The sequence below is a fragment of the Dongia sp. genome, from assembly GCF_041906375.1.
In the GTDB taxonomy this organism is placed as follows: domain Bacteria; phylum Pseudomonadota; class Alphaproteobacteria; order Dongiales; family Dongiaceae; genus Dongia.
On record NZ_JAYRJJ010000011.1, the window covers coordinates 1 to 12,230 of the forward strand.

Consider the following 12,230-nt stretch of genomic DNA (forward strand, 5'->3'; position numbering starts at 1 on the left):
GTTTCTTTTAGCGGAAGAAGGGGGGCCCATGCTGGCCAAACGAAAACTGGGTCGCCAAGGTCTCGAGGTTTCGTGCCTGGGCCTGGGTTGCATGGGCATGAGCCAGTCATACGGCCCGGCCGACGAGGGGGAATCCATCGCCGTCATTCACCGTGCCATCGCCGAAGGCTGCACTTTCCTCGATACGGCCGAGGTTTATGGGCCTTTTGCGAATGAGGAACTGCTCGGCCGCGCGCTCAAGGGCCGGCGCGACGAGGTCACCATCGCCACCAAATTCGGCTTCCGCATCGAGAGCGGCAAGATCAACGGCACCGACAGCCGGCCGAGCCATATCCGCGAGGTGGTTGACGCCTCGCTGCGGCGCCTCGGCACCGATCACATCGATCTCCTCTATCAGCACCGCGTCGACAAGACGATTCCCATTGAGGATGTGGCCGATACCGTGGCGGGCCTCGTCCAGGCCGGCAAGGTGCGCTATTTCGGCCTGTCCGAGGCCGGCGCCAAGACCATCCGCCGCGCGCACAAGGTGCACCCGGTGTCGGCCCTGCAGAGCGAGTATTCACTGTGGGAGCGCAATCTGGAAGGGGATATCATCCCGGTCCTCAAGGAACTGGGCATCGGCCTGGTGCCCTTTGCCCCCTTGGGGCGCGGCTTCCTCACCGGGACAGCGCGGCCTGCGGATGCCTATGCCGAGGGCGATTTCCGGCGCAACGATCCGAGATTCCAGGGCGCCAATTTCGACGCCAACATGACGGCGGCAAAGCTGGTGCAGGATCTGGCGGCCAAAAAGGGCGTCAAACCCGGACAGCTCGCTTTGGCTTGGCTGCTGGCCAAGGGCGATTTCATCGTCCCCATTCCCGGTACAAAACGGCAGACCTATCTGCTGGAAAACATCGCTGCCGCCGACATCGTCCTGACGGCCGATGAACTCAGGCAGCTTGACGGCGCGCTCCCGCCCGGCAGCATCGCGGGGCTGCGCTACAGCGAGCAGAACATGCGCTCGGTCGATCGCTGACGATCCCGCGCCGGATGTCTGCGGCCAGATGTCTGCGACCGGGTGTCTGCGGGCGCCGATCGACTGATTAGGAGTGGGCGACCTTGGCAAAGTGCGGCTGTTGCGCCGCGGCCTTGCCCGGCTGGACCAGGGCGGCGGCTTCACGGGCGACCTGCGGAAGGTCGCTGCGGTAGAGGCCCATATCCGCGAGTTCGCGGTCGGTATAGGTCGCCAGCTCACGGCGCACTTCGCCGTAGCGCTGCCAGCGGCGGAAGGTGAGATCAAGCATCGACAGAAGCTGCATGTGACGGGTCCTTAAACGGGGTTTTTCATTCAGCAGCCTCCCAGAACCTGTGAAAAATATAGTCAGACAAATATTGCAGCGCAATATAATTTTCGCGCGCTGCCATTTTCCAAGCAGGACGTGTCAGATAATATATTGATAAATATATGTTATTATAAAGGTTGCGATATCGCGTCGCAGCAATTCCGGGCTACCTTCAGGACTTAACCTAGATATAGTTAAATCAATCCGGCAAGCCGAAAACGTCCTGTGGTTCGGCAAAGCCCCGGACCGGGTGGGTGCCGAGGAATTTGAGACGGGAGCCGCAAACCGACGCGAACTGGCGGGAGGCGAGGAGCGGCTGGTCGAGCATGGGGCAGAGGCCCTCGAGCCGGGTCGCCAGATTGACAGCCGGGCCGATGACGGTGAAATCGAGCCGCGCATCCTCGCCATGGGCGGCGCCGATATTGCCGTAGGAGACGGAACCGGCATGAAGGCCGATGCCGACATGGAGCGGCGCCTGGCCCGTGGCGGCACGCAGTTCGTTGAGTTCGCGCAGGCCGTCGAGGGCGCCGATCGCGGCGTCGAGGGCGATGCGGATCTTGTTGTCGCGGTCGAGATCGTCATCCATCGGGAAGATCGCCAGCATGGCGTCGCCGATGAATTTCAGGATTTCGCCGCCGCGCTCCACCACCGGCTTGGCGATGGTGTCGAAATAATCGTTGAGTGTCGCGATGACGAGGTCGCGCGGCAACTCGTTCGACATCTGGGTGAAGTTGCGCAGGTCGCAATACCAGATGGCCGCCGCGATGGTGCGCGCATCGCCCCGCTGGATCTGGCCCGAGAGGACCGCCTGCCCCGCCCCCTGCCCCAGATAGACATGCATGAGCGAGCGGGCGATATAGGCCCATTCGCGCGCCTCGATCACCAGGCTGAGGAGCGGGATGAGGGTGCGGAAAGCATCGATCTGCACATCGAGAAAACCGTCCGGCGCATCGGTCGTGATCGAGACGGAGGAGCGCACGCCGCCCGGCAGGCGGATGGCGAAGATCGCGTAATCGGTGGCGCCGGCCTTCTTCATGTCCTCAAGAATCGGAAAGTCGAAGCGCGCCAGCGGCCCGGTGAGGCGGCGGCGGATTTCCGGCTCGTCGCCCTGATAGAGCAGGCGCAAAGGCGAGGAGAGGAATTCGGGGCTGGAGAGCACGGCATGGTCGCGCGCCACGCGCTTGGCCTGCGAATCGCCGCGGCTCCAGGCATAGCCGGTGGCAGCGATCTGCGGATGCAGCGTGCGCACCGAGATGAAGAAGCGCAGCAGCGGAAACCCGTTTTCGGTGAGCTGTGCCGCAAGCGCCGTCACCAGTTCGCCGAGATCGCCGATGAGGCGCCCTTCGTCGAGCAGCCAGCGGAAGGCCGCCTCGACCGCCGGGCAACCGAGACACGCCTCGCCCGCCATGGCGCGCGCCACCAGCGGCAGCAGGGCCGGGGACGCGATGCTGGGATCGGCATGGCCGGGGAGGCGCGCACCGTCCGGACGCGCCCGCATCTGGGCCTCATTCGAGCCTGCACGCGGCGCAGGGCTGATTTGGGCGCCCTGCATGCCACCCGCGATCCCAATACCGGGGCGCGGCATACCGTCGCTGAGGTCGTCGTCATTGGCCGGGTGTTGAGCTTGCGGTGCGCTGGCCATTTTGAGCCTTATTCGAGTTCGCGTGGGCGGTATATGGGGCCCCAATGGCTGGGCTCAAATACCTTTTAACGCCGACACTTCGTCCCCGCTCTAACCCCTATTTTCAATAAGGATGAGAGCCATGGCCGATACACTGGCCAAAATAAGGGTTGAAGGCGCGCCATCCCGCGCTAACTTGCCTGGAAGCCATCGAGATTCATCTTAGCGGAGTTCCGCCATGTTCATCCAGACCGAAGAAACGCCAAATCCGGCAACGCTCAAATTTCTGCCCGGCCGCACCGTCATGGGTGAGGGCACCGCCGATTTCGCCCGCGCCGAGGGCGCCGAGCGCTCGCCGCTGGCCAGCCGCCTCTTTGACGTCGAGGGCGTGCGCCGGGTTTTCCTGGGCGGCAACTTCGTCACCGTGACCAAGGCCGACGAAAAGGATTGGGCCCTGCTGAAGCCGGCCTTGCTCGGCATCATCATGGAGCACTTCACCACCAACCAGCCGGTCATGCTGGTCGAGAGTGTGGTCGCAACGGAAGCCGGCAGCGACGAGGATGAAGACGAGATCATCATCCAGATCAAGGAACTGCTGGAGACCCGCGTGCGCCCGGCCGTGGCACAGGATGGCGGCGACATCGTCTTCCACTCCTTCGAGGACGGCGTCGTGTACTTGCACATGCAGGGTTCCTGCTCGGGCTGCCCCAGTTCGACCGCGACCCTCAAGATGGGCATCGAGAATATGCTGCGCCATTACGTGCCGGAAGTTCTGGAAGTCCGCCCGGTCTGATCCCGGATTTCCAAAACACAATCAGGGGCGCCCATCCGGCGCCCCTTTTCGTTTCTCACTCCTGATCCCGGAATCCGCCCATGACCGCAGCCTTGCCGATTCTCGACGATGCCGCCCTCGACCTCCTTTTCCGCGAAGCGCGCACGCATTCGAAATGGCAGGATCGCGACGTGCCCGACGCGCTGCTGCAGCAAGCATACGACCTCGCCCGCATGGGGCCCACCAGCGGCAATTGCCAGCCCTTGCGCATCCTCTTCGTGCGCGGGGCGGAGGCGAAGAAGAAGTTCGAGCCCTGCCTCTCCGACGGCAACCGCGCCAAGACCATGGCGGCACCGGCCACGGCCATCTTCGCCATGGACATGGAATTCTACGAATTGATGCCGCGCCTGTTCCACGATCCCACGGCGCGCTCCTGGTTTGCGGGCAAGCCCGCGGCGATCGAGGAGACCGCCTTCCGCAACAGCACGCTTCAGGCCGCCTATTTCATCCTGGCCTGCCGGTCGCTGGGCCTTGATTGCGGGCCGATGTCCGGCTTCGACAAGGCCAAGGTCGACCAGGCCTTTTTTGCGGGGACCAGCTGGCGGTCCAATTTCATCTGCAATATCGGCTATGGCGACAAGGCATCCCTGCACCCGCGCAACCCGCGGCTCGACTTCGCGGAAGCCTGCCGGATCGCGTGATGCGGCCAGACTAATCGACTTAGTCGATCAATCATTCAATTTTTTTCAATTTCCTCAATCGATCGTAACTCTCTATCTCTCCCTCACCGTTTCATCCAATCATGAGTGGAGAGCTTAAAAGATGTCGCTGATCAACACCGCCATTAAACCCTTCAAGGCCGAAGCCTATAAGGACGGCAAGTTCGTCACGGTCACCGAGGACAATCTGAAGGGCAAGTGGTCGGTCTTCTTCTTCTATCCGGCCGACTTCACCTTCGTCTGCCCGACCGAGCTTGAGGATCTGGCCGACAATTACGCCGAATTCCAGAAGCTCGGCGTCGAGATCTACAGCGTTTCGACCGACACGCATTTCGCCCACAAGGCGTGGCACGATACCTCGGCCGCCATCAAGAAGATCAAATACACGATGCTGGGCGACCCGACGCTCAAGATCAGCCGCAACTTCGAGGTCCTGATCGAGGAAGCGGGCCTTGCCGATCGCGGCACCTTCGTCGTCGATCCCAACGGCATCATCCAGATCGTCGAGATCACGGCCGGCGGCATCGGCCGCGACGCCACCGAGCTGCTGCGCAAGATCAAGGCGGCGCAATACGTCCATTCGCATCCGGGTGAAGTCTGCCCGGCGGCCTGGAAGGAAGGCGCCAAGACCCTTGCCCCGTCGCTCGACCTGGTCGGCAAGATCTAAGACCACGCTTTCGCCCACCACTCCTTCGTCATCCCCGGGCTTGGCCCGGGGATCCACGAGTTTCTTCAAGTCGCAGGCTGTACTCGTGGATGCCCGGGACCCCGCCGACGCATGTCGGCATGCGCCGACGGGGCCCGGGCATGACGGGAGAGTGGTTACGAACACAGAATTCAATCGGAGAGCCACGTCATGTTGGACGCCAACCTCAAAGAACAGCTGAAAGCCTATCTGGAGCGCATCACGCAGCCGGTGGAGCTGGTGGCCTCGCTCGACGACAGCGACGGCGCGCGTGAGACCGAGGCCCTGCTACAGGAGATCGCCGGGCTTTCCGACAAGATCAGCTATGCCCGCCGCGACGACGATGCCAGGAAACCTTCCTTCGCCATTCACCGCACCGGCACCGCCGTCGGTGTCCGCTTCGCCGGCCTGCCCATGGGCCATGAGTTCAATTCGCTGGTGCTGGCGTTGCTGCAGGTGGGCGGCTATCCGTCGAAGACCGCCACCGATGTGATCGAACAGGTTCAGGCGCTGGACGGCGACTATCATTTCGAAACCTATTTCTCGCAATCCTGCCAGAACTGCCCGGACGTGGTGCAGGCGCTCAACCTGATGAGCGTCCTCAACCCGCGCATCCGCCACGTCGCCATCGACGGCGCCTTGTTCCAGGCCGAGGTCGATGGGCGCCAGGTGATGGCGGTCCCCTCGATCTTCCTCAACGGCCAGCCCTTCGGCCAGGGCCGCATGGATCTCGAACAGATTCTCGCCAAGATCGATACGGGCGCTGAGGCACGGGCAGCCGAAAAGCTGAAGGCCAAGGCGCCCTTCGACGTGCTGGTGGTGGGTGGTGGCCCGGCGGGTGCCGCAGCGGCGATCTATGCCGCGCGCAAGGGCATCCGCACCGGCATCGCCGCCGAGCGTTTCGGCGGCCAGGTGCTGGACACGATGGCGATCGAAAATTTCATCTCCGTCTCGCATACCGAAGGGCCCAAGCTCGCCGTCTCGCTCGAGGAGCATGTGAAATCGTATGACGTCGACATCATGAACCTGCAGCGCGCCGAAAAGCTGGTGCCCGCCAAGGTGCCGGGTGGTCTCACCGAAGTGCATCTCGCCGGCGGCGCGGTGCTGAAGGCACGCAGCGTGATCCTCGCCACCGGCGCCCGCTGGCGGCAGATGAACGTGCCGGGCGAGGCCGAATACCGCAATAAGGGCGTTGCCTATTGCCCGCATTGCGACGGCCCGCTTTTCAAGGGCAAGCGCGTGGCGGTGATCGGCGGCGGCAATTCCGGCGTCGAGGCGGCGATCGATCTGGCCGGCATCGTGGCGCATGTGACGCTGATCGAGTTCGACGGCAGCTTGCGCGCCGATGCGGTGCTGCAGGCCAAGCTGAAGAGCCTTGCCAATGTCAGCATCATCACGTCGGCGCTGACCACCGAAGTGCATGGCGACGGCGCCAAGGTGGTGGGTTTGAGCTACAAGGACCGCAACAGCGACACCCAGCACCGCATCGATCTGGACGGCATCTTCGTACAGATCGGCCTGGTGCCGAACACCGAATGGCTGAAGGACAGCATCGCCCTCACCCCGCGCGGCGAGATCGAGATCGACCATCGCGGGGCAACCTCGCAGCCCGGCATCTTTGCCGCGGGCGATGCCACCACGGTGCCGTTCAAGCAGATCATCATCGCCATGGGCGAAGGCGCCAAGGCCTCTCTTGCCGCCTTCGACCATCTCATCCGCACGGTCCCGGCGGAGGAGAAGGCGGCGGCCTGAACCTTGCGACATTGACTGGGACAGCGCCGGGAACCGACAGGGTTTCCGGCGCTTTTCATTTGCGCCGCGCGCCGATGCCGCTCAACTGATTAGCTGCCGCAGGGCAGCGACGCCCACCGGCGGTTCCGGCTTCCAGGCGACGAGCGCCAGCCTTTTGGCGAGCCCGTCGCGCACGCGGGCGACTTGTCGGCGTTCGCCGGCAATGCGGTATTGCAGCAGGGGATCCCGGGTGCCGGTCGGCGCCAGGCAATTGTTGATCACCCAGGCATAGGGTTCGATCCCGGCGCGGCGCAGGTCTTCCTGCAGGGCGGCCGCTTCGCTGATCGGCGTCGTTTCGGGCAGTGCTACCAGCAGGATCTTGGTATAGGCCGGGTCCTGCAGGCGCATCAGCGGCGTCACCAGGCGCCCGCCTTGCCCCGGCTGCTGATAGTCGCGTAGCACCTGGCGGTGATAGGCGCCGGTCGCATCGAGCAGCAGGAACGTATGGCCGGTCGGCGCCGTGTCGATGATGACGAAGCCGCTGCGCCCCTCTGCCACGATGCGCGAGAAGGCATGGAAGACGGCGACCTCTTCGGTGCAGGGCGAGCGTAGATCCTCGAGCAGCAAGGCCCTCGCCGCGGCATCGAGGCCAACGCCGCGCGTCGCCAGGATGCGGTCGATATAGGCTTGCGTTTCCGCCACCGGATCGATGCGGTCGACCTTGAGGCCCGGAAGTGTGCTGGTGGCCAGCGTCCAGGCCAGATGTGCCGCCGGATCGGTCGTGGTGAGATGGACCGGATGGCCGCGGGCGGCAAGTTCGACGGCGATTGCGGCGGCGATGGTCGTCTTGCCGACGCCGCCCTTGCCCATCACCATGACGATGCCGCTGCCGCCGGCTTCGATATCGTCGACGACCGCCTTCAGCTTTGGATCGTCGGGGACCGCTGCCGGCGGCGGCAAAGCGTGGCTGGGCTGTTCGACCGCCAGAAAATCCCGCAAGGCCTTGAGCCCGACCATGTCGTAGGTCCGCATCGGCACTTCGTCGTGCGGCAGCTTGGCCAGGGCATCCGGCAGCGCGGCCAAGGCCTGCCGGCAGCGTCTTTCCATGCCGAGGGCAATGACATCGGCATGGTCGGTGGCCGTGAAGACGGCGTTGACGATCAGCCGCTGGTTGGCGAGGCCAAGGCTCTGCAGCTCCTGCGCCGAGCGCGCCGCTTCGCGGAGCGCCGAGGGTTCCGGCCGGGTCACCAGCGCCACGGTGGTGAGCTTGGAATCGGTCAACGCCTGCAGCGCGCGCTCGAACATGGCGAGCTGCATCTGCAGGCCGGAATGCGGCCCCAGGCAAGCGGCGCCGCGCTCATTGGTTTCCAGGAAGGACGACCAGGCCTTGGGCAGGCTGAGGAGGCGCAGGGTGTGGCCGGTGGGTGCCGTGTCGAAGACGATATGATCATAGCTGTTGCCCTCGCCATGTTCGCTGGCCAGCAGGCCGGCAAACTCGTCGAAAGCCGCGATCTCGGTGGTGCAGGCGCCGGAAAGCTGTTCGCGCACCTTGGCGATCTCCGACGGCTCGGCCGCACCCATGGCGGCGATGACGCGGGCGCGATAGGCCTCGGCCGCTGCTTCCGGATCGATGTTGAGCGCAAAAAGACGCGCCACGCCCGGAACGGGTCTGGCCTGGCGTTCCAGGGGAACGCCCAGCATCTCGTCGAGATTGGAAGCGGGGTCCGTGCTGATCAGCAGCACGCGCTTGCCGGCATCGGCGAGCGCCAGCGCCACCGCGCAGGACAAGGCCGTCTTGCCGACGCCCCCTTTGCCGGTGAAGAAGATGAACCGGGTCGGCTCGGCGAGAATCTGCAGCGGCAATAGCGGCATGTGCAATCTTTCCAACGCGGTGTCTTCCGGGTCAGCTTCTTTACCAGGATCGGCGGGAAGGATATAGGTTCAGCCCCTCATATTCATCAATCCGGTGACTCAGGAAATGACAACGTCGGTGACCGCCCGCCTGGAGCGGGTGATGCAGAAGCTGCCGCAGACCTATGCGGGGCCCGGTGGCGCGGTGGCCGTGCTGAAGGATGGCAAACCCATCCTGCGCCATGCGTGGGGCTGGGCCAATGCCGAACGGCGCATCGCCTTCACGCCGCAATCCCTATTCCGCATCTGCTCGATCACCAAGCATTTCACCTGCGCGCTGCTGCTCAAATCCTTTCCCGACCCCAGCGTCCTTGATGCCGATGTGAAGGCACGCCTGCCGCATCTCGGCGACAAGGCGCCGACAACGCTCCAGCTCTGCCACAACCAGTCGGGCCTGCAGGATTACTGGGCCGTGGCGATGCTGCACGGTGCCCTGGCCGAAACGCCCTTCGCCAACCGCGAGGCGGCACGCCTCATCGGCAACACGCGCAGCCTGCAATTCACGCCGGGCACGCGCTATTCCTACGCCAATCAGAATTTCCGCATCCTCTCCGACATTCTCGAGGCGCGAACGGGCCAGAGCTATGCCGAACTGGTGCGCAAAGGCATCTTCGATCCCGTCGGCATGAAGACGGCCTTCATCGCCGCCGATACGCGCGCCATGCCCGACGGCAGCGAGGGTTATGAAGGCGATGTGGCGAGCGGTTTCCGGCCGGCCGTCAATGGCATGTTCTGGTCGGGCGGCGACGCTTCGATCGGCGCCAGCCTCGACGACATGATCGCCTGGGAAGCCTATATCGACGCAACCCGCGACGATGCGAGCAGCCTCTATCGCCGCATCTCGGCCCCGGTCACGTTCAGCGACGGCAGGCCCGCCGCCTATGGCTTTGGCCTGGCGCGCGAGACGATGTTCGGACGAGCCGTCACCCGCCATGGCGGGGCGTTGCGCGGCTGGCGCAGCCAGCGGCTGCATATGGCGTCGGAGCGACTCTCGGTCGTCGTCCTCTTCAACCACAATGCCAGCCCCGGCGACGCCGCCGAGGAACTGGTGGCGGCCGTGCTCGACATCGAAAAGCCGAAGGACACAACCGCGTTGCCGACGCCGGGTTGGGCCGGCACCTATATCGAACCGGAAACGGACCTGTCCGTCCGCATCGTCAAGACCGGACCGCGCACCGTGACGCTGCATTACGGCACCGGTTCGGATGACCTGACCTTGCAGGAAGACGGCAGCGCGCTGGAACCGGAGTCGGGCCTGCGGCTCAGCGCGGGGGCAGAGGGCCTGCGGCTCGACCTGCCGCATGACAATCAAAGCTCGGTGCTGGTCCAGAGCGGCGGCACGGCGCAACGCGACATAGAAGGGCGCTATCACTGTGCCGATCTCGGCGCGGAACTCGCCATCGTCGACACCGGCGGGCACTTCTATGGCGCCTGTTCCGGCGTGCTGGGTGACGGGCGCATGGAAATGCTGGAACCGATCGGCCGCGACCTCTGGGTCATGCCCTGCCCACGCGGCGTCGATCATTTCCCGCCCGGCGACTGGACCCTCGCCTTCACCCGCGACGACAAGGGCCGCATCACTGGCATCAAGCTCGGCTGCTGGCTGGCAAGGCGCTTCGTCTACGCGCGCATGGATTGACCCTGACTTGCGACGGGAACAGTTTTTCTTGAGGCTGCCGGCTGGTTTGCGCTGCTAGACTTGCCGGCGGCTGCCCGAACGCCCGAACGCCAGGGAGATGAGATCATGAATGCAGCGGTGAAAGCGCAAACGCTTCCCATCCTCGATTTCCGCGAATTCGACGGTGGACCGGCGCAGCGATCGGCCTTTCTGGAAAAGCTGCGCGTGGCTGCGCGCGACACGGGATTCTTCTATCTCGTCGGCCATGGCATCGAGCAGGAATTCCTCGACCAGCTTTTCGCCCTGTCGCGGCGCTTCTTCGACCTGCCCGAGGCCGAGAAGACCGCCGTCGAAATGATCAATTCGCCCCATTTTCGCGGCTATACCCGGATCGGCTGGGAACACACGCGGGGCCAGCGGGACTGGCGCGAACAGCTCGATGTCGGCGCCGAGCGCGAAAGGCTGACGCCCAAGGCCGGCGACCCAGCCTGGGTGCGGCTGCAGGGTCCCAACCAATGGCCGCAGGCCTTGCCCGAACTGCGCCCGGCAATCCTCCGCTGGCAAAGGGAAGCAACGGATCTTGCCATTCGCCTGGTGCGCGCCTTTTCCGCCGCGCTCGGTCAGGATGAGGGTGTGTTCGAGCCGATCTATGCCGAGAAGCCCAACCAGCTGGTGAAGATCATCCGCTATCCCGGCCGCGACGCGACCGAAAGCGAACAGGGTGTCGGCGCCCATAAGGACAGCAGTTTCGTCACCATCCTGGCCCAACACGAACAAAGCGGGCTGCAGGTCGAAGGCCCCCAGGCTGGCATTGACGGGGGCTGGATCGACGCGCCGCCTTTGCGCGGCAGCTTCATCATCAATGTCGGCGAATTGCTGGAGATGGCCTCGAACGGCTATCTGCGCGCGACCATGCACCGGGTGACGACACCGCCCGCCGGCACCGACCGGCTGTCGATCGCCTTCTTCCTGGGTGCCCGGCTCGATTCGGTCGTCCCCGTCCTCACCTTGTCGCCGGAGCTCGCGGCCGAGGCCAAGGGGGTGGCGCAAGATCCGCAAAACCCGCTCTTCCTCGAGGTCGGCAAGAATTATCTCAAGGGCCGCCTGCGCTCCCACCCCGACGTCGCCCGGCGCCACTATGCCGACCAACTGACACAAGAAGAACTGGCCAAGCCCGCCGGTCCGGGCTCGGCTTATTGAAATTGAGGGTAGGGACCGGCGCGCGCGGCTTCCGGCGCGATCATTTGCCCAACAGCTTTGGCAAAACCGGGCTGATGACGAGATAGATGATGACCTTGTCGACGCGGCTGCCGTCGGAGGACAAGGGCAGCAACAGGGATTCACTGTCCTTCAGATTGCCATTGGCCGAATAGAGGCCCTCGATGTCATAGACCGGCTTCCGTTCCGTCACGACGACCCGGTAGTTCTCCAGCACTTCATCGAGGCTGGGGCCGTGGAACCCTTCCTGAACCGTGAGCCCGGTGACATCGCGCCCGCGCATTTCGACCGATTGCGACCCGACCAGCCGGTAGACCATGCGATCCGGATAGGAAAAAATATCTATCAAGATGATCCCGGGCAGCCAGGGCTTCATCTCGATCGGATCGATATCGGCCCGCGCGGGCATCGCCCGGCCGTTCCGCTTACCATCCCAATAGCGATAGAAATCAGCGACTGCTGGTGAGCAGATGTCGAGGAAAGCGGTGCCGATCGTCCTGCGATAGTCTCTGGATAGTGCCAAGATGCTCAACTTTTTCGATTCTTCGGCCTGGGCCGAACGGATGACACGGCAGAAATCACACGATCAGCGAAGAATTTCTTAAGAACCCGCATTTTCGGCTCTCGGGCGCC

The 12,230-nt window shown here is 64.1% G+C and carries 11 protein-coding genes; 7 read left to right on the forward strand and 4 right to left on the reverse strand.

Annotated elements, in window-relative coordinates; translation table 11 throughout:
* The first annotated feature begins 28 nt into the window (after window positions 1–28).
* Entirely contained in the window at window positions 29–1,015 is a 987-nt protein-coding gene (locus ACE3OA_RS20450; protein ID WP_374314288.1) for an aldo/keto reductase, read from the forward strand.
* A gap of 67 nt (window positions 1,016–1,082) precedes the next feature.
* Here the strand turns inward: ACE3OA_RS20450 and ACE3OA_RS20455 are convergent, their stop codons facing one another.
* Entirely contained in the window at window positions 1,083–1,298 is a 216-nt protein-coding gene (locus ACE3OA_RS20455) for a DUF1127 domain-containing protein (RefSeq protein ID WP_374314290.1), read from the reverse strand.
* 223 nt (window positions 1,299–1,521) lie between these two features.
* Window positions 1,522–2,964: an adenylate/guanylate cyclase domain-containing protein gene (locus ACE3OA_RS20460; RefSeq protein WP_374314292.1), complete on the reverse strand. Its 1,443-nt coding sequence runs from the start codon at window positions 2,962–2,964 to the stop codon at window positions 1,522–1,524.
* A gap of 217 nt (window positions 2,965–3,181) precedes the next feature.
* Between ACE3OA_RS20460 and ACE3OA_RS20465 the strand changes: the two genes are divergently transcribed.
* The 4 genes from ACE3OA_RS20465 to ahpF all read left to right on the forward strand — a co-directional run bounded on the left by ACE3OA_RS20465 (window position 3,182) and on the right by ahpF (window position 6,871).
* The gene (locus ACE3OA_RS20465) at window positions 3,182–3,736 is read left to right on the forward strand and encodes a NifU family protein (protein ID WP_374314294.1); all 555 of its coding nucleotides are present in this window, start codon (window positions 3,182–3,184) and stop codon (window positions 3,734–3,736) included.
* 80 nt (window positions 3,737–3,816) lie between these two features.
* The gene (locus ACE3OA_RS20470; RefSeq protein WP_374314296.1) at window positions 3,817–4,416 is read left to right on the forward strand and encodes a malonic semialdehyde reductase; all 600 of its coding nucleotides are present in this window, start codon (window positions 3,817–3,819) and stop codon (window positions 4,414–4,416) included.
* 121 nt (window positions 4,417–4,537) lie between these two features.
* The gene (gene ahpC, locus ACE3OA_RS20475) at window positions 4,538–5,101 is read left to right on the forward strand and encodes an alkyl hydroperoxide reductase subunit C (protein ID WP_374314298.1); all 564 of its coding nucleotides are present in this window, start codon (window positions 4,538–4,540) and stop codon (window positions 5,099–5,101) included.
* A gap of 189 nt (window positions 5,102–5,290) precedes the next feature.
* Window positions 5,291–6,871, forward strand: a complete 1,581-nt coding sequence (gene ahpF / locus ACE3OA_RS20480; RefSeq protein ID WP_374314300.1) for an alkyl hydroperoxide reductase subunit F — start codon at window positions 5,291–5,293, stop codon at window positions 6,869–6,871.
* An 81-nt stretch (window positions 6,872–6,952) separates the two neighbouring features.
* On the opposite strand, the gene arsA is transcribed toward ahpF, so the two are convergent.
* Entirely contained in the window at window positions 6,953–8,722 is a 1,770-nt protein-coding gene (arsA, locus tag ACE3OA_RS20485; protein WP_374314302.1) for an arsenical pump-driving ATPase, read from the reverse strand.
* Between the two features lie 118 nt (window positions 8,723–8,840).
* Here arsA and ACE3OA_RS20490 point away from each other — a divergent pair, with 118 nt between their 5' ends.
* The gene (locus tag ACE3OA_RS20490) at window positions 8,841–10,400 is read left to right on the forward strand and encodes a D-aminopeptidase (RefSeq protein WP_374314304.1); all 1,560 of its coding nucleotides are present in this window, start codon (window positions 8,841–8,843) and stop codon (window positions 10,398–10,400) included.
* 105 nt (window positions 10,401–10,505) lie between these two features.
* A complete protein-coding gene (locus ACE3OA_RS20495; protein WP_374314306.1) occupies window positions 10,506–11,579 on the forward strand; it encodes an isopenicillin N synthase family dioxygenase in 1,074 nt (357 codons plus the stop codon).
* A 40-nt stretch (window positions 11,580–11,619) separates the two neighbouring features.
* On the opposite strand, the gene ACE3OA_RS20500 is transcribed toward ACE3OA_RS20495, so the two are convergent.
* Window positions 11,620–12,120 (reverse strand): PAS domain-containing protein, encoded by a 501-nt coding sequence (locus ACE3OA_RS20500; RefSeq protein ID WP_374314308.1) that lies wholly within the window; start codon window positions 12,118–12,120, stop codon window positions 11,620–11,622.
* Window positions 12,121–12,230 lie beyond the last annotated feature (110 nt).

Bases quoted from the DNA above. Each gene is read 5' to 3' on its own strand.
- ahpF (WP_374314300.1), top strand. From the start codon at position 5,291: ATGTTGGACGCCAACCTCAAAGAACAGCTGAAAGCCTATCTGGAGCGC.
- ACE3OA_RS20450 (WP_374314288.1), top strand. From the start codon at position 29: ATGCTGGCCAAACGAAAACTGGGTCGCCAAGGTCTCGAGGTTTCGTGC.
- ACE3OA_RS20470 (WP_374314296.1), top strand. From the start codon at position 3,817: ATGACCGCAGCCTTGCCGATTCTCGACGATGCCGCCCTCGACCTCCTT.
- ACE3OA_RS20460 (WP_374314292.1), bottom strand. From the start codon at position 2,964: ATGGCCAGCGCACCGCAAGCTCAACACCCGGCCAATGACGACGACCTC.
- ACE3OA_RS20495 (WP_374314306.1), top strand. From the start codon at position 10,506: ATGAATGCAGCGGTGAAAGCGCAAACGCTTCCCATCCTCGATTTCCGC.
- ACE3OA_RS20455 (WP_374314290.1), bottom strand. From the start codon at position 1,298: ATGCAGCTTCTGTCGATGCTTGATCTCACCTTCCGCCGCTGGCAGCGC.
- ahpC (WP_374314298.1), top strand. From the start codon at position 4,538: ATGTCGCTGATCAACACCGCCATTAAACCCTTCAAGGCCGAAGCCTAT.
- arsA (WP_374314302.1), bottom strand. From the start codon at position 8,722: ATGCCGCTATTGCCGCTGCAGATTCTCGCCGAGCCGACCCGGTTCATC.
- ACE3OA_RS20465 (WP_374314294.1), top strand. From the start codon at position 3,182: ATGTTCATCCAGACCGAAGAAACGCCAAATCCGGCAACGCTCAAATTT.